This is a genomic window from Saccharibacillus sacchari DSM 19268, assembly GCF_000585395.1.
GTDB classification, from domain to species: Bacteria; Bacillota; Bacilli; order Paenibacillales; family Paenibacillaceae; genus Saccharibacillus; species Saccharibacillus sacchari.
The window spans coordinates 360,553-386,758 of the sequence record NZ_KK073875.1 but is presented as its reverse complement, the minus strand read 5'-3'; the positions used below and the strand labels follow the sequence as shown (position 1 = coordinate 386,758).

The following is a 26,206-nucleotide window of genomic DNA, read 5'->3' as shown; positions in this document are numbered from 1 at the left end:
ATGAAAAATACAGGTAGAGAATATGAATTATTTGTTGCTAAGTTGCAACAAGCACTTCTTGACTCAGATGAATTTACTGCCAAAAAAAATATTAAAGTAGAAGTCAATAAACTGATTAAAGATAACTGGGGAATCGAAAGACAGTTCGATATTTACTGGGAATATGAGCTTGCAGGATTGGTTTATAAAACAATTATTGAATGCAAAGATTATAATTCTGATATTTCAATTGATAAAATTGATTCTTTGGTTGGAAAAGCTAGAGATATTCCTGATTTAAAATTAGTTTTTGCTACTAAAAAGGGTTATCAGTCAGGAGCTAAAAAAAAGGCGGAGCAAAATAAAATCAGTTTACTGATTGTTAGAGAACAAAACAACTCTGACTGGTTAAGCGCGAACGGTACACCTTTAATAAGGAAGATTGATATGCGCCTTTATATTAAGTCTCCAGCAATCATTAAAACTTTTAGCCCAGTAGTTGATAAAGAATGGTTAGAAAAAAATACAGATTTGGATGTCACTAAACCGATCGAAGTTTCTGGGACGAGTACTGAAATTATAATTGAAGATATAGTTAATGATGACAGATACTCTATCAATGACTTAATGAATAGATTAACGTTGTCTGAAAATGAACAGTACGGTGAATTTACTAAAGTAGAAGCATTTGAAGAGGCATTTATTAGCTACAACAATTTACGAATGAAATTAAAAGAGTATCAAGTCGAATACTCTATAGCGCCTCCTGCTATAGAAACCATTGAGATTGACTACACCAAAGAATTAATAGGAGTAATTGAATATATAGAGCAAGGGAAAATAAAAACTATATTTTCTAATGGAGTCATAAAAGAACGTATAAATAAAAACGACAAAGAAAAGAACGACTTCAGATAACATAATATTCACGCTGCGGACTTTCGTCCTTGGTCCGACATTCGTCGGACACCCGGCATACGCCGAGTCGTGAATACAGGAACGTTATACGTAATTACTTTGAACTTTCATAAAATATAGCTAATTTTTATTTCGAAATATGTGAATAGCATTTAAATATGAAAAGAGAATTCAAGTCACCTTTATTTGCGTTCAAGATCACAGTAGGTAAAATTATATTATCCATAAAATTTGATAGGAGGTGATTCGTATAAATAGATTAGCTAAAGCGATGTTAGTGCTGACCTCATTCTCCCCAATTTTATTAACATATGCGTTTGTTGTGTGGGTACGAGGCGGTTCACTTACTTTAATTTCATTGATTACATTATTAATAGTTATATTGTTGATAGGTTGTATTCAAATAATAAAAATTGCTAAAGAGAAACTAGAGGTTATAAACTTTCCTATAAATTCAATAAAAGTGACAGATGGTGAAGTGGTCGGTTTTTTAGTGGCTTATTTGCTTCCTTTTCTTTCATTAGGAACTGACAAAGTAAATGGACAAATTTTATTGTTTATAATGTTTATCTTTTTTATTGTTATTTGGGGCACTAATGCTTATCATTTCAATCCCCTCTTATCTTTACTAGGGTACCATTTTTACGAAGTATCAACTGCAGAGAACATCACTTATTTATTAATAACTAAAAAAAGCCTTAAAAACACAAAAGCAATAAAAAGTGTGATACAGCTAACTGATTATATTGTGCTGGATACTGAGGAGGAGTGATAATATGTTCAAAAATGCTAGCTTTTTTGTGATGGTTCGAAATGAAGAGGATGATTTATATATAAATCGAATTAAACTGGATCGAGATGCTCAACAAGAACTAACTTCTATGTTCATTAAAGAGGTAGAAAATCTATTGAATTTTGATGTTGTTCCGTTTGACGGAAGTTATAAGACAGACGAAGGAGAAATACACCAAATCTCAAACTTTCAAGTTTCAGAAGAAATTTGTTCAGCTCTTAGAGAACCTACTTCAATTGATGAATTAAAATCGAATTCTGAAGACGCTTCGAAAATCATTTCGATTTTTACAGGCACAACAGATGCAAAGATGATTGTATTTCAAAAGTTTAATAAAACGCAGTATATAGCAAATAAGGGGATAAGTTTATTCCACAGCAGCGGTACTTTTGAACTTTTAAAGGGGTTTGGAATCAATATTTTAGAGAAAATTGATTGTATTTATAAAGATGGTGATTTGTTTTTTAAATCTTTTTTTACAGCCAGACAAATTTTTGATTTATCGAATCATTATCGTGAAGCGACAGATGCCGATATTAATGAATTTATTCAAAGCGATTTAATCACACTTGAAAGCAAAGATCATTTTCTTCAACATGCTGATAGTTGGGTGAGAAGAAAAGTAGCATTAATTAAGGATTCAGAAACTTTTATTAATTATACGCCTGCTCAAATTCGTGAACGTGCTGCAACTTATGGGCTGAATATTGATCTAAGGTCAGGGAAGGATGGAGAACAAGAAAGCTTAATCTTACCTCAAGATAAAAAGGAATTAAAAGATGTCCTAAGATTTTTGGATGAAGAAATATATAAAGGTGCTTTGTCTAATACGACGTATTTAACTAATTCAAAAAGAAAATATAGATAAAATAAGGGTGTAGTGAACCTATTAATTAAAGACTCGATTTAATCGGGTCTTTAATTAATCTTGCAGAAGATTAAACAAAAATTAATGATGAAATTAGATCAAGATTAGGTAACGTAACTACGTATAACATAATATTCACGCTGCGGACATTCGTCCTTGGACCGACATACGCCGGGTCGTGAATACGGGAACGTTAGCCGAAATTAGTTTAAAGTTCATTCAAAAGTATAGGGGATAATTAATGATGGAACCAAATCGAAATTATAATGCTGTAAGTGCTCTAACTGGATACATATTTCAATATGAATTGGCAAATATGATGAAAGAGCATCTGGATTTCAGTAATGTAGTGATGGAAAGTCAAGTGCATGGAAATTATGGGATTGACATTGCTGCAGAGTATCGAGGAAAAAAGGTTTTAATCCAGTGTAAAGTAAGCCCTATTTTCTCAATGAATAGATTAGAACAAGTCTTAAAACAGTTATCTGTGTATAAATCATCTAAATATAAAATTGTTTTAGCATTTCCAGGAGAACTCTCATCAAAGCAAAAAAGCAAATTAGGTGAACAAGATTGGTTGACAGTATGGGACATTGATGAATTGTCAAAAATATTTCATTCGCAGATAAGAAAGTCAACATCAGAAGAATTAAAAAGATTATTTGAAAAAAATGAGTTATTTAGCAAAACAGAAGAGGATGAATTATTAATACAATTGAATAACTGTTCAAAAGGGAATAGGCACTGGATGGCTTATCAGAAAATCTGTGCTAACATACTTGAGCACCTTTTTTGTCCTAATTTAGGTAAACCGATTATCGAACTTTCGGATCATATAAGGGCCAATAGAAGAGACATTATCATGGCTAACTATTGTGATGAAGGATATTGGAAATATTTAAGAGGTAGATACAGAGCAGATTATATTATAGTTGACGCGAAAAATTATTCAACCAAAGTGGACAAAGGTTGTGTATTACAGATGGCAAACTATTTAAAAGATTATGGCCCTGGAATGTTTGGAATCATAGCTTTAAGAACAGAACCGAAAGAATCTGCAATTCATACCCAAAGAGAGATTTGGATGGCACATAGCAAACTGATTATTTTTATAAATGATACAGATTTTGAACAAATGCTTATGCTAAAAAAGAATGGGAATAACCCAGAAGAAGTTATTAAACAGAAAATTGAAGATTTTAGATTAGGTTTGTGAATTAGAAGAAAACTAACATCGGCTAACAATATATTCACGCTGCGGACATTCGTCCTTGATCCGGCATTCGCCGCATGCTCGACATGCGTCGAGTCGTGAATACAGGAACGTTAAGTGAAATCCTGCTAAACATATAATTCGAGGAGCAACTCAGGATGGAAAGAACGAATGTAAAAGTTGAATTCAGTATATTTGGAGAACAATTTGACCCGAAAATTCTGACCCAAACACTTTTAATTACTCCTACAAGAACATGGTTTAAAGGCGATCCGATACGAAAAGATCTAGTTCGTAAGGAAACATGTTGGGAAATAGCTACAGAATATGAAGAGTCTTTTGATATCAATGATCAGATCGATAAAATTAAGGGTCTAATTCAAGATCAAAAAGATCAAATCGTACAGTTAATTAAACAAAACAATCTTGAATGTAAATTTGAAGTCGTCATTAATATTGAGAACAATATAAAGCCTGCCATGTATCTAAATAAAGACACAATAAAGTTTATTTATGATCTGGGGGCGGAAATTGATTTTGACTTATACCTTTATAGTTAAGACCTGATGCGAGAAGACTCAAAGAAGAGCAGGACATCAGCTAACATAATATTCACTCTGCAAACATTTTTCCTTGGCCCGGTATTCTCTGGACATCCAACATACATCGAGTCATGAATACAGGAACGTTAACTGAAATCAATGAGGAATTGTTATAAAGCTTACTCACTTCTAGAAAGGATGAACATGTACAAATTAATAACTGTATTGATTTTGGTGGTTTTATTAGGCTGTTCGGATCATACACGTAAGAATCTCGAACAAGGTAATTCAATAAATGATAATCCTTTGAAAGGGGAGCTAAATGAAGTGTATACCTACAAAGCTATTTCTGAAGATTTAACATTAGGATTCTCGAAATTTCTTGATCCCGGCATTTATGAAGGTGAAGAAAGTGCGAGGTTTAGAGGATCGCTTCTTACTTTGTTTGGCGAACCGTTATATCAATCAGATAATGCTGAAGATGCCTACCACTACGTAATTGAAGTAAGTAATGATACAAGCAAGTGGCATTTTATGGTTTATGATGGTCCTTCAGGGCCTGCGATCGGTTACGATCAAAAGGAAAATCAACCCAATGCAATAGAGTCCGCAAAAGCTTTGTTAGAGAAAATTAGAGAAACACCGCCTTCTGATTTTAATGAAATCATCTATTACGAAGACTTTGGCTCAAAAATTACCTATGGATGCAAGAATGGAGAATGTTTTTACAAAGAAGAAAATGAAGAAAGTCACTAGAATCTGAAGGCATTTCATAGAGGACATCAAATATGAATAATTTAAAATTAGTTAAACCTCGATTAGAACTAAAAAATGAGTACTTACCTTTTTATCAAGAATGGAAAGAATCAGGTGAAGACATGGTTCCTTGGGTCATTAGTAAAGATCCAAGAGATTTCCAAGGGATGTTGAAATCGCTATCGGATAGTGAGAAGGGGATCGGACTGCCAGAGGGATGGGTGTCAGATTCAACATTTTGGCTGGTGAATGATTACAATAGAGTATTGGGTGCAGTTAATATCAGACATCGGCTTACCGAACATTTGTTTAATGCGGGTGGTCATATCGGTTACGGCATCCGTCCATCTGAACGTCAAAAAGGTCTCGCGACAATTCTGTTAGAACTTTCTCTTATTGAGGCAAAGAGACTAGGTGTAAAAGATGTTTTAGTGGTCTGTGATGCGGGCAACATAGGATCTGAAAAAACAATTATCAAAAACGGCGGGAAGCCGGATTCTGATTTCATTGAAGAAGATGGCAATGTCATTAAGAGATACTGGATAAAGAATATTTGAGAGTAAGATAAGAGTCATCTAACTCTCAAAGGGCTTGTTAAGGTGGTGAGGGTTCGTGAATGCGAGAGAAGTTATGCGAAGCATTTATAGAAGCAAATTAGAGATCATCTAAGGAGAAGAATTATATGAGTAAGTATAATCAAGCAGCTATCAAAGCTGTAGAGATAATGCATAAGGATCTCTGTCATTCACCTATTGAAGCTTGGGAGATTGCCACGGCAGAAGTATTTGGTGAAGGAACTTGGGGAGCCAAAAAAGGATGCCCTAAAAACGCGTTTCTCGGTTTATGCGAAGAAGGTTATATAAAAGGTATTTCTTCAGGGGTTTATAATTCAAAAAGAGATTCAAAGAATAAAAGATATGTAGTAAAAGCTGCAAGCATAATTAAGGAACAACCTGATTTATTGAATAACAAAAAAGAGCTTTGGAATCAGGTTACTGAAGGGAATAGAATCTCTCATAACTATCAACTCGATGTATTAGAAGCACTTTGGAAAAGGGACTACATACAGATTTGAAGGTTAGTTCAAAGACAATAACTGCATCGCGTAACACCGAAAGAAGAACAAGTCTTGCAAAAGAAAATATAAATGCCAAATCGAGAGGAACGAAAACAATGGAATTTCTACTAGTCATACTGGCTACTTTCGTCGCTTATCAAATCTACGTCACGGTCTACTTCAAAAGCGAAAAGTTCAACACCCTCAAACGAAGCGTGGAAGCCTACACCGCGAACTGCAACGACCTCAATCATCACATCCAAGAACTCAAGAACGCCTATGTCGACATCAACTCTTACGATTACGGCAAAAGCACACTTCAAGACAACAGCAACTACAACTTCAAACGAACCGAGTGGAACAAAAACATCAAGAATCGATACGTACATAATTGCTCGGCAACCGTATGTAAAAACGCGAACGATCAGCCGTTTAAGTATTTGTGCAAGTATTTTGATATCAAAGTGACAGAAGCATCCCTTTCGAGTTTCGAAGCCGTGCTTAACGATTTTGATGCTGCCGAACAAGGCAAAGTGCTGTTAAAACAAGAACATGATTCCATTGTTGAAAATATTAAAAGCTCGATTCCGGCCATGATCTACAGATTCAACAAAGAAAAGCTAAAAAGAAAGCTTGGTTTTGAACAGATCGACTTTAGCACCTTATATTTTCCGGTCTATACGTTCCAATATGTTTCCGCCGGCGGCAACAGTTCGTCTAAATGCGACATTACATTGGACATCGATAATTTGAATCGGTTTGTAAATTACTTGAGTACGCTGGTCAAATTCAAAAAAAGTGCTGCGGGCCAAAGAGCGTTAATGACTTCGGCTTTGCGGGAAAAAATCAAGATACGCGATCATTATACTTGTCAGAGCTGCGGCATCTCGGCTTATGACACGAAGCACTTATTGCTGGAGATCGATCATATGATCCCTTTGTCCAAAGGCGGAGAAACGACCGAAAGCAACCTGCAAACGCTATGCTGGAAGTGCAATCGAACGAAAGGCGCCAAAATCATTGCTTAAAACACTCCGAACAAGAAAGGCACACCCATGAATAGAGAACTTTTAGATAAAGCTATACAACTTCGCGAAGAAGGACGGGCCAAGCAGGATCAGGCAATGCTTGCCGAAGTGCGGGCCATGCTGTTGGATTTGGCAGCCGCTTATCCGCAGGACGCCGAGATCAACTACCAGACCGCCGTCGCTCACGACAACTCCGGCATGGGACGCGACGCGATTCCTTTTTACGTGCAAGCGATCGATCAAGGGCTGGCCGGAGCGGATCTGGAAAGAGCGTTGCTCGGCTTGGGCAGCACGTACCGTTATTTGGGCTTTTACGAGGAGGCGGAGAAGACGCTGCGCCGAGGCGTGAAAGAGTTTCCGCATCATCGAGGGCTTCAAGCGTTTTTGGCACTCGCCCTTTACAATACGGGGAAACACCAAGAATCGACCGAGCTTTTGCTGACGAATTTGCTGGAAACAACCTCGGACGAAAAGCTTCAGTATTTCAGCAGACCGCTTGCCTACTATGCGTCCCATTTGGATGAAGTCGGCGAATGACCATCAGCTTTCAAATCTTATGCAAACGTCGAGTCGGTTATCGGCGTTTTTTTATTGGGCAACTTTCATCGTTTCTTTTGCGTTAGATAATCAAACCATCTTTGATCGTCCAACCGCTTCATTCCAAGGAGGATAACGATGAACCTAAGCCGAATCCGGATATGCCTGTTAGCGATGATCCTGACCATGACGACCGCTTGCGGCGTTTCTTCCGATCGTCCGAAAATCGGTATCGATCCCGCAGACATTCAGGCCTACAGCCGTATCGTCAAGCAGGTGTATCGCGATGTGCCTTTTTCCCAAGACGGAACCTTTTACACGGATTCGCAATCGGGCAAGATCATAGTCGGAATCAAACAAGACAATGATCGTACCCGCAAGCTTAAACATGAACTTCGACAAAATCTTCCGGATCAAGTCGAATTCATTGAAGTGACGTATTCGCGAGCCGATCTGAACAAAGTGTTCGAGAAAATCCAATCCAAGCAGCAGGACATCGAAGAAGCAGGCATCGAAATGACGCATCTAGGCATACAGATCTCCGAGCAAAAGGTCAATTTCGTGTTCAACGCATTCGATCGGCAAAAACTCGAAACCGAAAAAGAAGTAGAAACGTTTATGGAACAATTCGTCGCCAAACAAGAAAAGGCAATGCTGAACGTCTCGTACGAACCAGGAATGACAAGCGAAGTAGGCGGGTAATCCTTCATGCCATTCGAAAAAGGCTCTTTCCCGGGACTTGTAGCTGTAAAGGAAAAACAATTGGATTCAACCGTATTTTCGAGCAATCGATTTGTCGCACCGAGCCGTCCTATTTCAGAAGGAATATTGATATTCGGATAAACGATTCGCATGCGAAGACAAGCACCGTTTTGCCGGAACTGTTCTGTATATTCGCAAGAATGGGTAAGGAGGCGATCCGTGATGAAATCGATCTGTTCAAAACCGCTTCTTGTGCTTGCCGCGGCACTCTGTATCGGCGGCTGTACCTCCAAAGACAAAGATAACGAACCGTTCGAAGCCGTCGCCACCTCGATCCGCGTTACGGAAAAAGGCCGATCGGACGACTCTGCGAAAAACTGGATTATCGGCTCCAATGTCAATACCGATACGATTGGACCGGTTCGCATCGAAGTCGAAAACGAGATGGTTTGGAATCTGATCGAACCGAATCGGGAATACTTCGTAAATTACCAAGGTTCGGTTCAACAAGGTTACGTACTGGAGCAGATCGAACGCATCGGCGATGATTCGGCCGGGGAATAACGCCAACAAGCTAGGCTCCCCGATTAAAAAAGACCCAAAAGGATAGCGCTAATGAAACAAGGAATCGTATATTGATATTCTTGTTTTTTTGTTTCTTTTTACATAAGGATGTTTAAATGAAATATTTTGGATTAAATATAAAGTGTAAAGAGAGAAGAAAGGAGCGAAAAGGCAAATAAAGATAGGGATCAATTCAACGTGTAAGTCGTAAAAGTCGATGTGACGGACTGTCGGTTGTCTTCAACTATTCAAACTGCCGGATGCTAGCAATCTGAAGTTATGATCTGGTTCATAGGATGCAGATCATAATCCATGGGAGGATGAAAGATGAAAGCAAGCTTTAAACGAAAGCGCACTCGGGGAGTCCCGGTTCTGTTTATGGCCGCCGTTCTCTTTTTCTCGAACTTTTTGCCTTTTGCTGCTTATGCCCAAGAGGGCATCATAGACGGTACTTACAATTTTAGCGGCCTGGGAGCCGCCGATTCCGCAGGTCAGGGATTTCAGCGGGTTGGCGACAAATTCAAGGTGACGAACGGAGTCGTGACATCCAGTGAATCTCCTGATACTTTTCAACAAGATTCGCTTCGTCTTAATTATATGACGAGACCCGACTTTGTTGGGAATCTGACTCTTTTAGCTGAAGGAGGAACAATCAACCAGTCGTTTACTTTTAACGATCTTGGACTCAGTACGAATACTATATACGGTAGTAACGGGCAACTTCAACGGCTTAAAGTGACTTTGAAGGATTCGAACAATGATGATATTGCTGTTTTAGAGAACAATAACGTTTTAGTTATTCCTTCTGATAAAACAGTAAAGCTTTCAAGCATTCTTCAGAATGGTTCACCTTATGAATTTGAAAAAGTGTCTTCCATCGATATTGAATGGGAGTATGCTGGCGATCCTCCGGAATCTTTGAACTTCGACAATATTACATTGTCCGACATATCCGATGCTCCGACTGCTGAAGCTCCGGTAATTTCTTCTCAGCCTGTAAGTCAGACAGTGGATTTCAAAAGTCCAACGGTACTTAGCGTAACCGCCAATCCACCGTCCAGCGGAACATTGAGCTATCAATGGTATAGAAACGATACCAGTACAACGACTGGCGGGATCGCAATTCAAAATGCTAATAGCAATACCTATACCGTACCTACAAATGCTTCCGGACCTTATTATTATTATGTGATCGTAACGAATACAACCGAACAATCCGGAAATCCGATAACGGCTTCGACCACAAGCCAAGTCGCTACGGTAACCGTTCGCGAGGCGACAAATGCCCAAGTGCCGACGATTACCCGGCAGCCTGAGGGCGTGAACGTGAATACGGGCGATCCCGCTTCGCTCAGCGTGAGCGCGACGGCTCCGCAGGGCGGAACATTGAGCTATCAATGGTATCGAATGGATAGCGATATTGTCGGAGAAGAGGACGGAACTCCGATTACGGGCGCGACCCAATCCACGTATTCGGCACCGACGCAGAATGCCGGAGTCCAAACTTATTACGTTGTGGTAACCAACACCGACAATAGTCAAACCGGCAACAAAACAGCTACAGTCAGAAGTCAACAAGCTACAGTAACTGTCAAAGAACGTACCGATGCTCAAGCACCGACGATCACTCTTCAGCCCAAAGACGTGACGGTCAACATGGAAGAGACCGCTACGCTTAGCGTGACCGCGACAGCTCCGGAGGGCGGAACATTGAGCTATCAATGGTACCGGGTGGACAGCGACATTGCAGGGGACGAAGGAACGCTGATTTCGGGTGCGACGGAATCCTCGTATACGGCTCCGACAGATAATCTTGGAGTCCAAAGCTATTATGTGGTAGTAACAAATACCGACGATAGCAAAACCGGCAATAAAACAGCTACAGTCAGAAGTCAAACGGCAAATGTATTCGTCAATGAACGCACGAACGCCCAAGCGCCTACGATTACTTCGGAGCCGCAGGATGAAATGGTTTATATCGGACAAAGCGCTACATTGTCCGTCGAGGCATCCGTGCCCGGTGAAGGCGTTTTAAGTTACCAGTGGTATCAAGTAGTAGAAAGCGATAATCAAAACGGCCAAGAGATCCTAGGAGCCAACAATGCTACTTACACGACTACGGCGTTTAAGCAAGCCGGAACCCGATCTTATTATGTCGTGGTCACGAATACCGACGATAGTCGAACAGGCAATAAGACAGCAACTTCGACGAGTCGTACCGCAGTCGTAACGGTGAACGATCTGCCGCATGGCCCGGGATCTCCGATTATCACGACCCAACCTCAGGATCGGACGGTTACGGTAGGGACGCCGGTGACATTGACTGTAACGGCAACGGCATCGGCAATATCTTTTGAAGAACCGATGCTCCGTTATCAGTGGTACCGAAACACGACTCAAAGCACGACGAATGCCGTTCCGATCGAAGGAGCGAACAGTCCAAGCTATTCGGTGCCGACTTCTTCCGTCGGAACCGCTTACTATTATGTGGTCGTAACGAATGAAGAACCAAGAAGACTTAGCGATTCGATATCCGTAAACCAAATTATCGAATCAAAGGCTGCCACAAGCCGGGTCGCAAGAGTAACGGTTACGCCGGTTCAGGGAAATCCGAACCCGCCGAGCAATCCGACTCCGGCCGTGCCTGATCCTGTCGTGACTCCTGCGCCAACGACTCCTGCACCTGCGCCGACTCCCGCTTCGGGCGTTGACGTCCTGGTGAACGGAGTGCCGCAGAATGTGGGAACCGCAACGACGACACAAGAAAACGGCCAAAGCGTAACCACGATTCGTGTCAATGAAGAAACGCTGCAGCAAAGATTGAACGAGGCCGGAAACGGCGCGGTGTTGACAATTCCGGTCACGGATCAATCAGATGCGGTTGTCGGCGAAATCAGCGGTCGCATGATCAACAATCTGGAACAATCCGACGCGACTCTTCGCATACAAACGCCTAGAGCTTCGTATACGATTCCGGCGGAAGAAATCAATGTGAATGAACTGGCTTCCGCCTTTGGCAGCGGTACTCCGCTGCAAGATGTTGCGGTTCGGGTTCGCATCGCCGTCTCGAATGCAGATACGACGGAGCAGGTTCAGCAAACGGCATCCTCCCAGGGCTTCGATATCGTTGCTCCGCCCATGGATTTTGAAATTCAAGCCGTTTATGACGGAAACGTACGGCCGGTTACCGATTTCGACCGTTACGTCGAGCGAACGATAACTCTTCCTCAGAGCGTAGCTTCGAATCTCGTGACGACCGCGATCGTGTTCAATTCGAACGGTAGTCTGCATTCGGTGCCGACCAAAGTCAGACGAATTGACGGCGTCCTGCAAGCAATCGTTAACAGCCGGAGCAACAGTACCTATGTATTGGTCTCGAATCCGGTTTCTTTCCAAGACACTTCGGGCCATTGGTCGGAAGATATCGTTAAGGATATGGCTTCGCGTTGGGTAATGGAAGGCGCGAGCGCACAGATGTTCATGCCGAACAGAAATGCCACGCGTGCGGAATTCGCATCGGCGTTGGTCAGCGGATTGGGGCTCGAATCGAGAGGAAGCGGTTCAACGTTCAGCGACGTGAATTCGAACAATCCATTTTATCAAGATATCAATACTGCGGTCGAATACGGATTGGTCGACGGCTTTGCGAACGGAACGTTCCGTCCTGACGAAATGCTGACTCGCGAACAAGCGATGCAAATGCTGACTCGGGCAATGAGTTTGACCGGCTTAAGCGAAGGGACATCAGTTTCGACGAATCTTTCCGCTTTCCGCGACAATGATCAACTTGCCGACTGGGCGAGAGAAGGAGCGGCGGCAAGCGTGAGCGCCGGTATTATTGAAGGACGCAAAACAGACCTGCTTGTACCGAAAGGCTGGCTGACACGTGCCGAGACGGCCGCTATCGTGCAGCGTCTGCTTCAGCGCTCCGATTTGATCTGAATCAGCTATCCGATTTGAAGAAAATTTAGGAATATCGCCTTGCACCCTTTAGAATGAACATTAAGGACCCTGTTAGGGGAACCCGTGTTCATTCAAGGGTGCATTTTTACGGAGGGAGAAATTTTATGACCATCATCAGCATCGAAGGCGCCAGCGCCGCAGGTAAAACGACCACTTCCGCCGCGCTGGCCGTTCAAACCGGAGGTTTCCATATCCCTGAAGTCGCCATGTTGTGGGAAAAGCCGCAGCGTGAATATTCGGAATGGTTTTTCGAGCGGCAGGCGGACCGATGGAACATCGCGACAGAGAAGGAACAAGAGGGTCTTGCCGTGATCGACATCGATCTGTTCCAGCCGTTTTGGTACAACTGGTCGTTCGGTTTCACCTTGTTCGAAGGCCAATCGCTGGACTTCGTCACCGACTTTTACCGCCCGTTGATTGAGCAGCGCCAGCTGGGCTTTCCCGATTGGTATTTCATTTTACATACGGACGAAGAGCAGTTAAGAACGCGCAAAGCCGGCGATGCCACGCGAATGAGAAGAGGCTTCGAGATGAACCTGACGTTTATCGAGCCGCAGAAAAGGTATTTCGAAGCGCTGAACACTTTTATGCCCGGACTGGTGACTTTTGTTCGTTCGGACCGCGTCGAAGAAAATGTACGGATCATCGAAAACAAGCTGTCTGGCATGCACAACGATCACCGGTATTCGCTTGAACTGTTCGACGAGATCGTGAATTGGTTGAGAACCAACCCGGCTGCGAAGTTTCGCGAAAAAGAGGAGGCGGAATCATGAATGAAAAAGAAAGCAAAGAGCATCCAAAAGTTCCGACGGCTCGTTGGCACGTACAGATTGGCGGAGTATCTAAAAATGAACTAATGCAGCGGCTGAACGAGCAGCGCATATCGTTGAACGCCTATGCGGAGCAGCTTTTTGCCGATTCTCGTTTTACGACTTCGGATATTCGTCGCACGCTGCTTGCCGTCGAAGCGTCCGTTGCCGATCTCGGGTTCCGTGAAGGGGCGACGCTGCCGCAAGTATTTCGTCAAGCGTCGAAGCTTGGATTGGCGTTAGCTCCGCTCGAATTGGCTGTTCATCTAAGGCTGCAATATAAGGATCAACATGACGAAGGTTCGGCCGGCAAGCCTGGTTCGAATCAAGCACCTGCCGGATCGATCACGATCGCTTCGGAGCCGCTGAGCGAAGACGACGAAATTCCGAAGGGGTTTTACCTGCGCAAGATCGACGGAACGCTGTGGTTGCGCGGTTACCGCTGCGATGCGGAGCATAGGTGGCAGGCGGATGATCGGTTTGTGTTTACTTTCAAAATTTAGTTTGACTCCGCTTTCATTTGATGATAAATTATAAAGCATAAACTAAATGGGTTGTTACTGATTCGATCAGGCATTACCATGTTAAAAATACTTCATTGTATTTTTAAGATGGATTTTTGTGTTTTCTAGAGATGGGGTCAGCACAGTGAAGTATATTAAAGCCTTTAATAACAACGTGGCTTTAGTTAACGATCACTCTGGGCTTGAATGGATCGTAATGGGGACCGGAGTAGGGTATCAAAAGAAAAAAGGCGATCCCATCGACGAAGCGAGCATCCGCCGGAAGTTTGCGGCAGAGGATTCGACAGCCAAAAGGCCTTTGGTTCAGGTACTGGATCATATGGAGCCCGAGGTTCTCGATGTGGCGGTGGAAGTGGTCAAAAACGCGGAAGCGTCGCTCGGCACGACATTCGAGAACAATATTTACTTGACGGTCGCCGATCATTTGAACTTTGCCATTAAGCGCGCCATCGAGGAAGTCGATTATGTGGGAGCCAATCGCTGGGAAGTCAAAAATCTGTATCCGCAAGAGTATCTTGCGGCTCAAGCAGCGATTCGTCTCGTGTTCGACCGTCTCGACGTCTTGCTGCCGAAAAGCGAAGAAACCTTCTTTACGTATCATTTCGTGAACGGGCAGCAGAACAAAAAGACGCGAATCGAAGAGACGCTGAAAATGACCGAAGTGATTAATCGAATCATCGAAGTCATCCAGTATCATTTTCAAATCAGCTTGGATGAAGAGTCGTTGAGCTATACCCGGTTCATTACTCATTTACGCCATTTTTTCATCCGTCAATTCAAGCAAAATCCTATCGAAGACCAGGAAGTCGATCTCACGATCGTCGAAGTAGTGAAAAGCAAGTATCCCCGTTCCTATCAAGCCGTCGAGAAGATTGGCCGTTTGTTGGAACAAAAATACGGGTGGACGTTATCGCCGAATGAAATGCTGTATCTGGCTCTTCATATTTGGCGCCTGACCAATCAGCCCGAAACCGAATAGTCCGTTGCGGATTGTTACCGAATCGAAGATTCGGGCATTACCCAAGCGAAGGAGAGCGAACGCTCGACTTTGTTTGGGTATTTTTTTTGAAAAATACATACAGGATCGGAGAGTGAACGACTGATGAAAGAACATCAGGAACTGGCCCGGCAGGTGGTCGAAAAAATCGGAGGCAAGCCGAACGTCGAGCAGGCTTGGCATTGCGTGACGCGTTTGCGCTTTCTGGTAAGCGAGAAGGAAAAGGTGCAGTTGGAGGAAATCAAACAACTGAAAGGCGTTATGGGCGCGCAATTCTCCGGCGATCAATTTCAAGTCATTATCGGCAATCAGGTCGCGGACGTCTTCGCCGAGGTCGAACCGCTGGTCGGAGCCGGCGAAGGACAACCATCGGAGAACGCGGATAAAAAAGGCCCGATCTCGTCCGTTTTCGACTTTATTTCCGGCGTATTCACTCCGCTGATTCCGGCTTTGGCCGGTGCGGGTCTGCTTAAAGGCTTCGTCGCCATGTTCGTCACGTTCGGCTGGCTGAGCAATCAAAGCGAGACTTACCAGGTTCTGAACATGATCGGAGACGGGCTGTTCTACTTCCTGCCGTTCTTCTTGGCTGTTACGGCAGCCCGCAAAGTCAAAACGAATGAATATGTCGCGCTCGCGCTGGCAACGCCGCTGCTGTATCCGACGATGGTCAACGCGGTCAATTCCGGCGGGGAAGTTACGAACTTTGCGCTGTTCGGCGTGATTTCGATTCCCGTAATCAGCTATTCATCATCCGTCATTCCGATCATTCTCGGCGTTATTTTGCTGAAGTACGTCAGCAATTTCGTCAAATCATGGATGCCGCAGGTGATCACGATGATGTTCACGCCGCTGTTGTCGCTGCTGATCGTGGCTCCGGTCATGCTGTGGCTGATCGGTCCGCTGGGCACTTACGCAGGCAACGCGGTAGCGGGCGGACTCGTCTGGCTGTTCGACGTAGCCGGACCGCTGGCCGGTCTGCTGATCGCCGGATTTATGCCGCTGTTGATCATGACAGGGATGCATTACGCGCTCGTTCCGATCGCTTTTCAGAACTTTTCCAGCTACGGCTTCGATCCGATCGTCAGTCCGATGATGCTGATGAGCAATGTCGCGCAGGCCGGGGCGGCACTTGCCGTCGCGGTGCGAAGCCGCAATCCTCATTTCAAGCAGTTGGGCGCTTCGACAGGGTTTTCCGCCCTGCTGGGCATCACCGAGCCTGCGATGTACGGCGTCAACATGAAATTGAAAAGACCGTTGTATCTGGCGATGATTGCCTCGGGCGCGATGGGTTCGCTTATGGCCTGGTTGGGCATCAAAAAATTCGTTTTGGGAGGATTGCCCGGTCTTCTCGTCCTGCCGACCTTTGCCGATCCTTCCGGTGATTCATTCAACCTGATCATGGTCTCGGTGTTGTTCGCCGGATCTTTGCTGGGCGCGTTCATTCTGGTCATGGTCTTCGGATTCAAAGATATTCCGGTCGAAGGAAAGGAAGCGAAAGCCGGTGAACCGGCCGTCAAAACGGAAACGAAATCACCGTCCGTCGCTTCGTCGAACGCCGACTCCAAATCGCCAATCAATATCCATTCGCCGCTGAACGGGCAAATCGTCGACCTGCGAACCGTATCCGATCCTACCTTCTCGGAAGAGGCTATGGGTAAAGGCATCGCGATCGAACCGGAAGAAGACCGCATCGTGTCGCCGGTCAACGGGGAAGTCAGCATTCTGCCGAAATCCGGACATGCGATCGGCATCAAAGGCGACGGCGGGGAAGAACTGCTGATCCATATCGGAATCGAGACCGTTTCGCTGAAAGGCAAGCATTTTACGAGTCTGGTCAAGCCTGGCGACAGGATCGAAATCGGTCAGCCTTTGATCGAATTCGACCGTGCGGCGATTCGCGAAGCGGGACTGGAAACGGTAACGATGATGATCGTGACCAATACGAGCGATTATTTGAACGTTTTGACGATCAATGAGACGGGAGCCATTTTCGAAGGCGAACGCGCATTGACGATTATGAAATAAGGAGCGATTAAGATGACAAACAACTTATCGAAAAAAATGAACGGGTTTCCTGCCGACTTTTTATGGGGCGGCGCGACTGCGGCCAATCAGGTCGAAGGCGGATACGACGCAGGCGGCAAAGGATTGACGACCGCGGATATGGTGCCTTTCGTGCCGAAAGCGCAAAGAGGCTTGAATTTCGCGATCGACGTCAACTCGGATTATATCGAGCGGGCGTTGAAAGGCGAGGTGGAAGATCGTTATCCGAAGCGTGACGGCGTTGATTTTTACAACCGCTACGAAGAAGACATCGAACTGTTTGCGGAGATGGGATTCAAAGCGTTCCGCTTATCGATCAACTGGGCGCGAATTTTCCCGAACGGCGACGATGCGGTTCCGAATCTCGAAGGCTTGGAATTTTACGACCGCGTCTTCGCGGCTTTGAACAAGCACGGGATCGAACCGATCGTGACCTTGTCGCATTACGAGACGCCGCTTGCGTTGAGTCGCAAACATAACGGTTGGTACAGCCGCGAATTGATTCCGCTTTTCGTCAAATACGCGGAAACGGTCTTCAATCGCTATCGGCATCAGGTCAAATACTGGATCACCTTCAACGAGATCAATATGATGGGACATAGCCCTTATACGGGCGGCGGCGTTCTGATCGATCGGATTCCGGGCCGCACGAAGGAACAGATCGCGTATCAAGCTCTGCATCATCAGTTCGTGGCAAGCGCGCTGGTGACGAAGTTGGCGCACGAGATCGACCCTTCTGCCCAAGTCGGCTGCATGTTGGCCAGAACGCAAACGTATCCGGTGACCAATAATCCGGACGACGTATTTTTGGCGCAGCACTATAACGATTTGAATCTTTTCCATACGGACGTTCATGTTCACGGCGAATATCCGTCTTATATGAACCGTTACTTTGCCGAGAATGATATCGAGATCCAAAAAGAGATCGGGGACGACGAAATACTGAAGCAGTATCCGGTCGATTATGTATCGCTGAGTTATTACATGAGCAAATCGGTCGCGAAAAATCCCGAGAACTACGAAGCCGTGTCCGGCAATCTCGTCACGTATGCCGTCAAAAATCAATATCTGGATACCTCTGATTGGGGCTGGCAGATCGATCCGAAAGGACTTCGCATTACTTTGCGCGATATGTACAACCGATACCGTAAACCGCTATTCGTCGTGGAAAACGGCCTGGGCGCTTACGATAAGGTCGAAGAAGACGGCTCGATTCACGATACGTACCGGATCGACTATTTGAAAAAGCATATCGAGCAAATGAAAGAAGCGGTGCTGGACGGCGTGGACTTGATGGGGTATACCGCTTGGGGACCGATCGATCTGATCTCCATGTCGACCTCGGAAATGTCCAAAAGATACGGATTCGTTTACGTGGATCAAGACGACGAAGGAAACGGCACGCTAAACCGCTCGAAGAAAGATTCGTTCGACTGGTATAAACGCGTGATCGCAACGAACGGAGAAGATCTATAAACCGGAAATGGCTTGGCTTATCACCTTTTAAAACGAATATTGCAAAAGAACCTTCATCGACCAGCAATGGCCGTGAAGGTTCTTTACGTTTTCAGACTCAAGTCTTTACTTTTCCGCCGACACGCCAATCATCTGCACCACCATCCGGCCATCCCCGGTCAGCAGCGCTTCGTCCGCATTCATCTGCGACGAACCGTCCCCGTCCAGGAAAATGCCTTCGCGTCCTTCGCCCGGAACGCCCGCGAGCAGCGCCGAACGGAACTCCGCAGCCGTGATCGGCTCCGGCGCCACGATCAACCACAGCTGCCCGGCGTCATTATACACAAGTCCCGAACGCATTCGCCGATCTTCGGCAAAAGGCAGATGCTCGCGCACGCTCTGCTTTTCCCAGCCTGCGTCGTCCGCAAGGTTCAAACTCACGCCGCCTTGAGCAAAATAGTTTCCGCGATCGCTCATCCGAAGCTCGTCGGCGGACGAAACCACCTGTACCGAAAACTTCTTCTCCGCTCCGTCCCACACCAGCGTGCCCCGGGCATATTTAGCATTGAACCATCCCGAACCGTAATCGCCGCGCTTTCCGTTAACCGGGGTATCATCCATGACCGCAATCGACAGCAGCGTATCTTCGTAAAAGAACCCGCCGTTGATCCCGTAAGCCGGAATCTGCCGCAGAGGAAGCTTGTCCGCCCGCAGCTCGACATCTTCCGGTGCGACGGCCATCATATATAACTTGGGCAGCCCTGCGGTTTCCGCTTCCGCATACGTATAGCGATGAGGCAGTCCGTCGAACACCTCCGCAAGCTTGGACGGAACAAGCAGCCACGCGGCGAGTGCAATCGAACAAGCCAAAAGAGCGGCTGCGCCGATAACCCACCGCTTGTGCGCCTTCCGTCGGCTCGACTTACCCGCACGCCTAACAGTCTCCGAACCGGAAAAAGCTTCGACAACCGTCGAAGCTTCTTCCGAGACCTTTTCGCTTTTTCCCTTCTTATCCTTGAACATAAGCACAGAGCAGCCGAGCCGTCCCAATGACCGCCCGCGTATGCGTCCGCTCCATCGAGTGCGAGGCGTGCACGCCCGGTCCGATCAACGCCGCCCGGATATTGCTTCCGCCGCGCAGCGCCGCCGAAGCATCCGAGCCGTAGAACGGATAGATGTCTACTGCATGCTCAATCCCTTGCGCTTCGCACAATTCGATCAGCTTCCCGGTCATATGGTAATCGTACGGACCCGAGGAATCTTTCGCGCAGATCGAGACATCCGTCTCTTTACATGTCAAATCCTCGCCCATGCAGCCCATATCCACCGCGATCAGCTCTGCGATGTCAGACGGAATATAAGCCGCGCCGTGACCGACTTCTTCGTAGTTGGAGATGAGCAGCTTCACGTTTTGCTTCGGCTTCCAGCCTTCGCGCTTCGCCGACTCCAGAAGGCCGAACAATGCAGCCACGCTGGCTTTGTCGTCCAAGTGGCGAGATTTGATATACCCGCTATCCGTCACCACCGCGCGAGCGTCGAACGAGATGTAGTCGCCCGTGCGAATGCCCAAGCCTTCCACGTCTTCGCGGGAAGAGACCAACTCGTCGATCCGGACTTCCATATGTTCTTCCGAGCGTTTGAAGTCCCGTGCATCCGCATAGACGTGAACGGAAGGGTGCTGCGTGAGGATCGTGCCCGTGTACGTTTTACCGCTGCGGGTATGGATGATACAGTATTCGTTCTCGATGCTGGACATCGCGAACCCGCCGAGCGACGTGATTTTCAGCGTGCCGTGCGGCGTGATCGAACGGACCATCGCGCCCAGCGTATCCACGTGACCGCTCAGACCTACGGTATAGGAATCGTTTTCGCCTTCCATACTGATAATCGCGCCGCCTTTTTCGTTAAACGTCACCGGGAAACCGAGCGATTCCGCTTCTTCGCGGATCATATCGATAATGTGATGCGTATAGCCCGTGGGACTTGGCGTATCCAGCAATTTTTTTAAAAAGGAAACCACGTATTTTTCGTCAATGTTTACGGTCATAATCGGTCAGCCTCCAGTAAGGTAGAAATCAAGTAAGTCAAATCAAACTCTGCATAGATCATGCGAGTCAGAAAATGTGTGCAAAAAGTCAACAAAAAAGGCATGATCTGCTCTTTTCTCATCGATTGCTGATGTGTGGTCAACATTTTTACTCAAAAAGGATCAAAAAGCGGAAATGATCGCAACTTTGTTGACCTTTCGTCAGCATTTTTGAAAAAAACGCATATTGAGCCGTAAAATGCGTGCAAAAGGTCAACAATCAGGCGGTAACCTTCAGTAACTTGTTTCAATTCGAGTACATGTTCCGCTAATCCTTATACCCTATGCTGCACTCCACTTTCTATTGTAATCGATCGCAAGCTCCGACAAAACCTCCGCTGCTTCGCGACCCGAAAAAAAACCGCACGCTATGACAGCGGCGGTTTTCGTATGAACTCATTCGGGATGCGATCACGGTTCATTCTTCCCGTGATCGCGGATCGAACGGTGCAAGCGAAACTTTTACCTTTACAACTTTTTCAGCTTATCCGAACGGAACCCGCGCGACTCCGGCCGGGAATCCAGATCATCCGAGATCGGCTCAAGCGGCGTCGGGTCGGCAGAGACGGTAGGTTCGTCGTAAGCCGGCGGCGGTGTAGAAGCAGACACGGAAGCGGCAGGAGCAGCAGGCTGCGTACGCAACTTCTCGTTTTCCGCGCGGAGTCTTTTGACTTCGCGCTGTGTTTTGAACAACCGATACACGCCGAACATGCCGACCGCCAGACCGCCGAACAATGCGCTGCCGAGAATGAGCAGAACGAGCGGCACGTCCGCGTAACCGAAGATAAAGTTAACTTCGACGGGATTGACGTTAATGACCGCGAAGATCGCGATGATGACCGCGAACACCAGCATAAGAATCAAAGACCATTGAGCTTTCATAAATAAGGACAACCCCTTTCGCTTTGTTGCTTCTGAGCATCATTAGCCGCTCATGGCGGTTTTGACGCAGGAAGCTTTGCCCTTATTCGGAGAGCTGTTCCATTTGTTCGATCAAAGCTTCGAATACGCTCATCGCTTCGCGAACAGGTTCAGGCGAAGACATGTCCACGCCGGCTTTTTTCAAGATGTTGATCGAGTAGTCGCTGCCGCCGCTTTTCAGGAAGCTGAGGTAACGTTCGACAGCAGGCGCTCCTTCTTCCAGGATCTGCTTCGAGAAGCTGGTCGCGGCCGAGAAGCCCGTCGCGTATTTGTATACGTAGAAGCTGTTGTAGAAGTGGGGGATACGTGCCCATTCCATCTCGATATCCTGATCCACGACCATATCCGGCCCGTGATACTGCACGTTCAGGTCATAGTAGATGCTCGACAGATCTTGCGGCGTGAGCGATTCTCCGGCTTCGGTGCGCGCGTGGATGATCTTTTCGAACTCCGCGAACATCGTTTGACGGAACACCGTCGTACGGAACTGGTCCGCATAGTAGGTCAGCAGGTACATTTTTTCTTTCGGATCGGTCGACTTTTTCAGCAGGTAATCCATCAGCAGCGCTTCGTTGGTCGTCGAGGCCACTTCGGCCAGGAAGATCGTGTACTGCGCGTCGCGGTATTTCTGCGTCGTGTCCGAATAGTAGGAATGCAGCGCGTGACCCATTTCGTGCGCCAGCGTGAACATGCTGTTCAGATTGTCTTTGTGGTTGAGCAGCACGTAAGGGTGAACGCCGTAAGCGCCCGAGCTGTACGCGCCCGTACGTTTGCCTTCGTTCTCGTAAATGTCGATCCAGCCGTCTTTGAAGCTGTCTTCGAGCACTTGGAGATAATCGGCGCCGAGCGGCTGCAGGCCGTCGATCACGGTTTGTTTCGCTTCGTCGTACGTGATGTCCATCTTGAACTCGTCCACCAGCGGAGCGAACAGGTCGTACATATGCAGCTCGTCCACGCCCATCAGCTTTTTGCGAAGTCTCATGTAACGGTGCAGGATCGGCAGGCTTTCATGGATCGCGTCGACGAGGTTGTCATACACGGATACCGGAACGTTGTCGCCGTACAGCTTCATTTCCAGCACGGACGGATACTTGCGCGCGCGGGAGTAGAAAATGTTTTTGTTCACATTGGCCGTCAGCGACGCGCCGATCGTGTTTTTGAGCTTGGCGTACGTGCCGTAGATCGCTTGGAAAGCCTGGCGGCGCACGTCGACGTTCGAGCTTTCCAGGAATTGAATGTAGCTGCCGTGCGTCAATTCCACTTCGTTGCCGTTCTCGTCTTTGATGTTCGGGAACTTCAAGTCCGCGTTGTTGAGCATGCCGAAAATGTTCTGCGGCGCTTGCGACAAGTTGCCGACTTGAGCGAGCAGCGCTTCTTCGGCTTGCGACAGCACATGGGCTTTTTCGCGCTTCATTTCCTGCAAAGTGAACCGGTAATCTTTCAGCGACTCGGCTTCGATCAGCTTGTCGAGCTGCGCGTCGTCGAGCGACAAGATCTCCGGCGTGATAAACGACATTGCTTCGCCGGCGTCGACCAGCAGCTTGCGGCCTTTTTGCGTAAGAGCCTGGTAGGTCGGGTTAGCCGTATCTTGGTCATGGTACAGATGCGTATAGACGTAGAGCTGCTCCAGCTTCAGGGAGACTTCGTCTTCGAACTTGAAGCATTCGCCGATCGAGGCTTCGTTGTTCAACTTGCCGCGGAAATCTTCGAACGTTTTCAATTGGGCTTTGGTTTCTTCGTATGTAGCGCCCCAGGCAGCTTGATCCGCGAACAGATCGGCCAGCTTCCATTGGTGCTCGGCAGGGACTTCGCTTCGTTTCGGCAGGGATTTAGGCGTTGTGCTCATAGATAAAGACCTCCTCAGGAATTGTGCGATGATCGTATAGGAAGAATTGGCATGATGACGCGTATTCAAAATCCCGCATCGTTGACCCGACGGGCAGCTTGACCAAGTTAAAAGCAAGGTTGGTCAAGCTGCTCGGCAGGAACGATGCGGGCGAACGCACGTCTTAAGAGCCCATGCTGAAAAGCGTATAGACCGTCAGGATGAACGAAAGGAGCAGCATAACGGCGGCGGAGATCGCAAGACCCCGTTTCAATTTGGGAGGAATCGAGTCCTTGTAAAACACGACGACAGCGCCGAGCAGAAGAGTCAAGATCAGCAGGGCGGCGATATTGGTCGTATTCATAGAAGGTTACACGCCCTTAAGGGCGTCCATGATGCTTTGCCATTCTTCGTCGGTGCCCTCGAATTTGTCTTTGGCAAAACGGTTCTCGGCCCAATGCATCATCTCCGGACGACTCATGAAGTGGTGCGTTTCCTCGCCCCATTGGTCGGAAATTTCGCGCAGCACAAGGTTACGCCCGTGAACTTCCACCGTCATCATGTTCCAATTATCCGTCTTGTAAATACTGTGCTTTTTAATCATGTAAGCCATTCCTCGTTTCACATCGTTTCTTATCTAAAATCATACCCTACCCGCATAACCAAAAGCAACGCCTATAGAAGAAAGCCTTTGCACGTTTTAACTTTCCAATTGCCAAAGGTTTTTTCTTGCAGTATAATAACGATATTCACCATAGATGGTGATATTTTTAGGAGGTTGTTCATTTGAAAGGTACAGTTAAATGGTTTAACGCAGAAAAAGGTTATGGTTTCCTTTCCGTAGAAGGCGGCGAAGACGTATTCGTACACTTCTCGGCAATCCAAGGCGACGGATTCAAAACTCTTGACGAAGGTCAAGAAGTAGAATTCGAAATCACTGACGGAAACCGCGGACCACAAGCAGCTAACGTAATCAAACTGTAAGAATTTATTTCTTGCCTTATTTGATGACATAGCAAACCACAGGCACAGATCCTTCACGGGAACTGTGCCTTTTTGCATCCTTTTTAATAAAAAAAGTCCCCGCAACGCCAATCCGAACATCGGAGGCGCAGCAGGGGACGCGGATATGCGGATTACGGCGCGGCAGTCCGGTCCAACTTCGGCTCTCTGCCCATACGGCGAACGACGAGGAAGATAATCACCGCTTCGGCCAGCAGTCCCAAAGATTGCGCAATGGCGCCAACCATACCGTTCCAATTCGGGAAGATCGCGACCAGCAGGAACAGGAAGCCGATGGTGCAGATCGCGTTAGCCAGTTGGGAGCGGAACATGACTTTCGTTTGCCCGCCGAGCAGGATTAGCCCGTTGCCGTAATCCAGCCAAGGCATGACGAGCGGATACAGGATGAACGCCCGCAGCGTGTACAGACTCTCCTGAAGCAGCTGCCCCTCCACGTTCATCACATGCCCGAATACCCAATAGCCGAGCGGCGTATAGGCGATGATCGCAACGAGAGCAGCAGGGATGAAGCCGATCGCGAGCGCAAACTTGCGGACAAGCACCGGATCGACCTTATAATAATTAAGTACGATCTGATGGATATAAATGAAGAAACTCAACATGAGCTGCATCAGACTCGCGGCGACGGCAAAAGACGAAATCGCCAGCGCAACGCCGTCCGTTTTGCCCAGCATGATGTTCAGCGCAGGGCCGATAAACATCGCGACGAGCGACGAATACAGCAGCGGCTTGTAAAAACGGAACACGTCGCCGCGCGTCTCGATGTGATGGTCCGGCTTTTTGACAGGTAAGCGGCGGGCGATGTTGCGTCCTTCAAGGAAACTTACGCTCGCTTCGATCACCATGCCGGCCAGGAAGATAATGGCGCCGACGATCCCGCTGGTCACGCCCTGAACGTTCACGAAGTACAGGGAAAGCAGATACATGCCGGCCAAGCGGATCATCATGCCGATGGTCAGCCATTTGGTACGGTTGTTGGTGATGATAATCCCTTGGTAGATGTTGCGAATGACGGAAAACACGCTAACGAACATCAATACGCCGTATACCGCGATCACGCTCGGCAGCAGCGCTTGATCAACGCCGAATAAAGCGCCGAAAATGCCGCGCCCCACGGGAGTGTAGACGATGATGCCCCCAATCAGCAGCACGCAGACGAGGAATACGTACGTGACGAACGTGAGCGCTTTAAACGAAATCTTGTCGCGCACCAGCGCGGAGCAGGTCTGCCGCAGCAACGTGGACGGCCGTTCGGTAACGGCCAACAGGCTGCTGGCGAGCGCGTAGCTGGCGATGACCGTCTCCGGCGAGGCGGCGGAGGCCAGCGTACGGTTGATAATGACATGGGACAAGGTAACGAGCGAAGCGGACAAGCCCAGCGGAACGAAAAACAGGAGCAGGCGCTTCCAGGATAACGGAACGTCGGACATGATGAACCCCTTTCTCGAGAATCGAGCGAATAGATCATTCTCCAGTATAGCACGACTGAAATCGTTTGCAGCGCGCGAACGGAAAGTTTCTCGAAAATGAACGTTTTTCGGCACATCCGGCGAGCGGCGCGGGAGGATTGGCGGAAGCGATGGCTTTTTGCAGAAAAAACGCT

The 26,206-nt window shown here is 47.0% G+C and carries 26 protein-coding genes; 19 read left to right on the top strand and 7 right to left on the bottom strand.

Features of this window, described 5'->3' with window-relative positions; genetic code table 11:
- From SACSAC_RS01790 to SACSAC_RS01700, 18 genes are all read left to right on the top strand, one after another.
- Positions 1 to 897, top strand: a complete 897-nt coding sequence (locus SACSAC_RS01790) for a restriction endonuclease (RefSeq protein WP_037282844.1) — start codon at positions 1 to 3, stop codon at positions 895 to 897.
- A 271-nt stretch (positions 898 to 1,168) separates the two neighbouring features.
- Entirely contained in the window at positions 1,169 to 1,669 is a 501-nt protein-coding gene (locus SACSAC_RS01785) for a hypothetical protein (protein WP_051506792.1), read from the top strand.
- Positions 1,670 to 1,673: 4 nt separating this feature from the next.
- On the top strand, positions 1,674 to 2,558 hold the full coding sequence (locus SACSAC_RS26690) for a Kiwa anti-phage protein KwaB-like domain-containing protein (protein ID WP_051506791.1): 885 nt from the start codon (positions 1,674 to 1,676) through the stop codon (positions 2,556 to 2,558).
- Positions 2,559 to 2,799: 241 nt separating this feature from the next.
- On the top strand, positions 2,800 to 3,774 hold the full coding sequence (locus SACSAC_RS01775; protein ID WP_051506790.1) for a hypothetical protein: 975 nt from the start codon (positions 2,800 to 2,802) through the stop codon (positions 3,772 to 3,774).
- Between the two features lie 155 nt (positions 3,775 to 3,929).
- Positions 3,930 to 4,331: a DUF4279 domain-containing protein gene (locus SACSAC_RS01770; protein ID WP_037282842.1), complete on the top strand. Its 402-nt coding sequence runs from the start codon at positions 3,930 to 3,932 to the stop codon at positions 4,329 to 4,331.
- 186 nt (positions 4,332 to 4,517) lie between these two features.
- The gene (locus SACSAC_RS26685; protein ID WP_156950926.1) at positions 4,518 to 5,069 is read left to right on the top strand and encodes a hypothetical protein; all 552 of its coding nucleotides are present in this window, start codon (positions 4,518 to 4,520) and stop codon (positions 5,067 to 5,069) included.
- Between the two features lie 32 nt (positions 5,070 to 5,101).
- Positions 5,102 to 5,626: a GNAT family N-acetyltransferase gene (locus SACSAC_RS01760; RefSeq protein ID WP_037282838.1), complete on the top strand. Its 525-nt coding sequence runs from the start codon at positions 5,102 to 5,104 to the stop codon at positions 5,624 to 5,626.
- 125 nt (positions 5,627 to 5,751) lie between these two features.
- Positions 5,752 to 6,144, top strand: a complete 393-nt coding sequence (locus SACSAC_RS01755) for a DUF6979 family protein (RefSeq protein WP_037282836.1) — start codon at positions 5,752 to 5,754, stop codon at positions 6,142 to 6,144.
- Positions 6,145 to 6,242: 98 nt separating this feature from the next.
- Positions 6,243 to 7,154: an HNH endonuclease gene (locus tag SACSAC_RS28335; protein WP_037282834.1), complete on the top strand. Its 912-nt coding sequence runs from the start codon at positions 6,243 to 6,245 to the stop codon at positions 7,152 to 7,154.
- 27 nt (positions 7,155 to 7,181) lie between these two features.
- Positions 7,182 to 7,691 carry a tetratricopeptide repeat protein gene (locus SACSAC_RS01745; RefSeq protein WP_037282832.1) on the top strand — a complete coding sequence of 170 codons (510 nt, stop codon included), beginning with the start codon at positions 7,182 to 7,184 and terminating at the stop codon, positions 7,689 to 7,691.
- A 138-nt stretch (positions 7,692 to 7,829) separates the two neighbouring features.
- The gene (locus SACSAC_RS01740; protein WP_037282831.1) at positions 7,830 to 8,393 is read left to right on the top strand and encodes a hypothetical protein; all 564 of its coding nucleotides are present in this window, start codon (positions 7,830 to 7,832) and stop codon (positions 8,391 to 8,393) included.
- A 219-nt stretch (positions 8,394 to 8,612) separates the two neighbouring features.
- On the top strand, positions 8,613 to 8,957 hold the full coding sequence (locus tag SACSAC_RS01735; protein WP_156950925.1) for a hypothetical protein: 345 nt from the start codon (positions 8,613 to 8,615) through the stop codon (positions 8,955 to 8,957).
- An 867-nt stretch (positions 8,958 to 9,824) separates the two neighbouring features.
- The gene (locus SACSAC_RS26680) at positions 9,825 to 12,899 is read left to right on the top strand and encodes an S-layer homology domain-containing protein (protein WP_169833744.1); all 3,075 of its coding nucleotides are present in this window, start codon (positions 9,825 to 9,827) and stop codon (positions 12,897 to 12,899) included.
- Between the two features lie 125 nt (positions 12,900 to 13,024).
- On the top strand, positions 13,025 to 13,693 hold the full coding sequence (locus SACSAC_RS01720) for an ATP-binding protein (protein WP_037282827.1): 669 nt from the start codon (positions 13,025 to 13,027) through the stop codon (positions 13,691 to 13,693).
- Positions 13,690 to 14,232 carry a hypothetical protein gene (locus SACSAC_RS01715; RefSeq protein ID WP_037282824.1) on the top strand — a complete coding sequence of 181 codons (543 nt, stop codon included), beginning with the start codon at positions 13,690 to 13,692 and terminating at the stop codon, positions 14,230 to 14,232. Before SACSAC_RS01720 ends, SACSAC_RS01715 begins: the two co-directional genes overlap by 4 nt.
- A gap of 145 nt (positions 14,233 to 14,377) precedes the next feature.
- Positions 14,378 to 15,232 carry a PRD domain-containing protein gene (locus SACSAC_RS01710; protein WP_037282821.1) on the top strand — a complete coding sequence of 285 codons (855 nt, stop codon included), beginning with the start codon at positions 14,378 to 14,380 and terminating at the stop codon, positions 15,230 to 15,232.
- A 123-nt stretch (positions 15,233 to 15,355) separates the two neighbouring features.
- Positions 15,356 to 17,275 carry a beta-glucoside-specific PTS transporter subunit IIABC gene (locus SACSAC_RS01705; protein ID WP_037282818.1) on the top strand — a complete coding sequence of 640 codons (1,920 nt, stop codon included), beginning with the start codon at positions 15,356 to 15,358 and terminating at the stop codon, positions 17,273 to 17,275.
- A 12-nt stretch (positions 17,276 to 17,287) separates the two neighbouring features.
- Entirely contained in the window at positions 17,288 to 18,769 is a 1,482-nt protein-coding gene (locus tag SACSAC_RS01700; protein ID WP_037282815.1) for a glycoside hydrolase family 1 protein, read from the top strand.
- A 105-nt stretch (positions 18,770 to 18,874) separates the two neighbouring features.
- On the opposite strand, the gene SACSAC_RS01695 is transcribed toward SACSAC_RS01700, so the two are convergent.
- From SACSAC_RS01695 to SACSAC_RS01670, 6 genes are all read right to left on the bottom strand, one after another.
- Positions 18,875 to 19,771, bottom strand: a complete 897-nt coding sequence (locus SACSAC_RS01695) for a hypothetical protein (RefSeq protein WP_211251327.1) — start codon at positions 19,769 to 19,771, stop codon at positions 18,875 to 18,877.
- On the bottom strand, positions 19,758 to 20,795 hold the full coding sequence (locus SACSAC_RS01690; protein ID WP_037282812.1) for a M42 family metallopeptidase: 1,038 nt from the start codon (positions 20,793 to 20,795) through the stop codon (positions 19,758 to 19,760). The genes SACSAC_RS01695 and SACSAC_RS01690 overlap by 14 nt, the downstream gene beginning before the upstream one ends.
- A gap of 507 nt (positions 20,796 to 21,302) precedes the next feature.
- Complete coding sequence (locus tag SACSAC_RS01685) at positions 21,303 to 21,716, bottom strand: LapA family protein (protein ID WP_084777867.1); 414 nt, start codon at positions 21,714 to 21,716, stop codon at positions 21,303 to 21,305.
- A gap of 82 nt (positions 21,717 to 21,798) precedes the next feature.
- Entirely contained in the window at positions 21,799 to 23,601 is a 1,803-nt protein-coding gene (pepF, locus tag SACSAC_RS01680; RefSeq protein ID WP_037282809.1) for an oligoendopeptidase F, read from the bottom strand.
- 163 nt (positions 23,602 to 23,764) lie between these two features.
- Positions 23,765 to 23,944: a hypothetical protein gene (locus SACSAC_RS01675; protein WP_037282807.1), complete on the bottom strand. Its 180-nt coding sequence runs from the start codon at positions 23,942 to 23,944 to the stop codon at positions 23,765 to 23,767.
- Between the two features lie 6 nt (positions 23,945 to 23,950).
- Entirely contained in the window at positions 23,951 to 24,184 is a 234-nt protein-coding gene (locus SACSAC_RS01670) for a hypothetical protein (protein ID WP_037282804.1), read from the bottom strand.
- Positions 24,185 to 24,366: 182 nt separating this feature from the next.
- On the opposite strand from SACSAC_RS01670, the gene SACSAC_RS01665 reads away from it, so the two are divergent.
- On the top strand, positions 24,367 to 24,564 hold the full coding sequence (locus SACSAC_RS01665; protein WP_018975236.1) for a cold shock domain-containing protein: 198 nt from the start codon (positions 24,367 to 24,369) through the stop codon (positions 24,562 to 24,564).
- 152 nt (positions 24,565 to 24,716) lie between these two features.
- On the opposite strand, the gene SACSAC_RS01660 is transcribed toward SACSAC_RS01665, so the two are convergent.
- Complete coding sequence (locus SACSAC_RS01660) at positions 24,717 to 26,033, bottom strand: multi antimicrobial extrusion protein MatE (RefSeq protein WP_037282800.1); 1,317 nt, start codon at positions 26,031 to 26,033, stop codon at positions 24,717 to 24,719.
- Between the last annotated feature and the right edge of the window lie 173 nt (positions 26,034 to 26,206).

Excerpts from the sequence above, each read along its gene's own strand:
- SACSAC_RS28335 (WP_037282834.1), top strand. The coding sequence starts at position 6,243 with ATGGAATTTCTACTAGTCATACTGGCTACTTTCGTCGCTTATCAAATC.
- pepF (WP_037282809.1), bottom strand. The coding sequence starts at position 23,601 with ATGAGCACAACGCCTAAATCCCTGCCGAAACGAAGCGAAGTCCCTGCC.
- SACSAC_RS01755 (WP_037282836.1), top strand. The coding sequence starts at position 5,752 with ATGAGTAAGTATAATCAAGCAGCTATCAAAGCTGTAGAGATAATGCAT.
- SACSAC_RS01790 (WP_037282844.1), top strand. The coding sequence starts at position 1 with ATGAAAAATACAGGTAGAGAATATGAATTATTTGTTGCTAAGTTGCAA.
- SACSAC_RS01745 (WP_037282832.1), top strand. The coding sequence starts at position 7,182 with ATGAATAGAGAACTTTTAGATAAAGCTATACAACTTCGCGAAGAAGGA.
- SACSAC_RS01775 (WP_051506790.1), top strand. The coding sequence starts at position 2,800 with ATGATGGAACCAAATCGAAATTATAATGCTGTAAGTGCTCTAACTGGA.
- SACSAC_RS01715 (WP_037282824.1), top strand. The coding sequence starts at position 13,690 with ATGAATGAAAAAGAAAGCAAAGAGCATCCAAAAGTTCCGACGGCTCGT.
- SACSAC_RS01685 (WP_084777867.1), bottom strand. The coding sequence starts at position 21,716 with ATGAAAGCTCAATGGTCTTTGATTCTTATGCTGGTGTTCGCGGTCATC.
- SACSAC_RS01670 (WP_037282804.1), bottom strand. The coding sequence starts at position 24,184 with ATGATTAAAAAGCACAGTATTTACAAGACGGATAATTGGAACATGATG.
- SACSAC_RS01695 (WP_211251327.1), bottom strand. The coding sequence starts at position 19,771 with ATGTTCAAGGATAAGAAGGGAAAAAGCGAAAAGGTCTCGGAAGAAGCT.
- SACSAC_RS01705 (WP_037282818.1), top strand. The coding sequence starts at position 15,356 with ATGAAAGAACATCAGGAACTGGCCCGGCAGGTGGTCGAAAAAATCGGA.
- SACSAC_RS01675 (WP_037282807.1), bottom strand. The coding sequence starts at position 23,944 with ATGAATACGACCAATATCGCCGCCCTGCTGATCTTGACTCTTCTGCTC.
- SACSAC_RS01690 (WP_037282812.1), bottom strand. The coding sequence starts at position 20,795 with ATGACCGTAAACATTGACGAAAAATACGTGGTTTCCTTTTTAAAAAAA.
- SACSAC_RS01760 (WP_037282838.1), top strand. The coding sequence starts at position 5,102 with ATGAATAATTTAAAATTAGTTAAACCTCGATTAGAACTAAAAAATGAG.
- SACSAC_RS01700 (WP_037282815.1), top strand. The coding sequence starts at position 17,288 with ATGACAAACAACTTATCGAAAAAAATGAACGGGTTTCCTGCCGACTTT.
- SACSAC_RS01770 (WP_037282842.1), top strand. The coding sequence starts at position 3,930 with ATGGAAAGAACGAATGTAAAAGTTGAATTCAGTATATTTGGAGAACAA.
- SACSAC_RS01785 (WP_051506792.1), top strand. The coding sequence starts at position 1,169 with ATGTTAGTGCTGACCTCATTCTCCCCAATTTTATTAACATATGCGTTT.
- SACSAC_RS01660 (WP_037282800.1), bottom strand. The coding sequence starts at position 26,033 with ATGTCCGACGTTCCGTTATCCTGGAAGCGCCTGCTCCTGTTTTTCGTT.
- SACSAC_RS26690 (WP_051506791.1), top strand. The coding sequence starts at position 1,674 with ATGTTCAAAAATGCTAGCTTTTTTGTGATGGTTCGAAATGAAGAGGAT.
- SACSAC_RS26685 (WP_156950926.1), top strand. The coding sequence starts at position 4,518 with ATGTACAAATTAATAACTGTATTGATTTTGGTGGTTTTATTAGGCTGT.
- SACSAC_RS01740 (WP_037282831.1), top strand. The coding sequence starts at position 7,830 with ATGAACCTAAGCCGAATCCGGATATGCCTGTTAGCGATGATCCTGACC.
- SACSAC_RS01720 (WP_037282827.1), top strand. The coding sequence starts at position 13,025 with ATGACCATCATCAGCATCGAAGGCGCCAGCGCCGCAGGTAAAACGACC.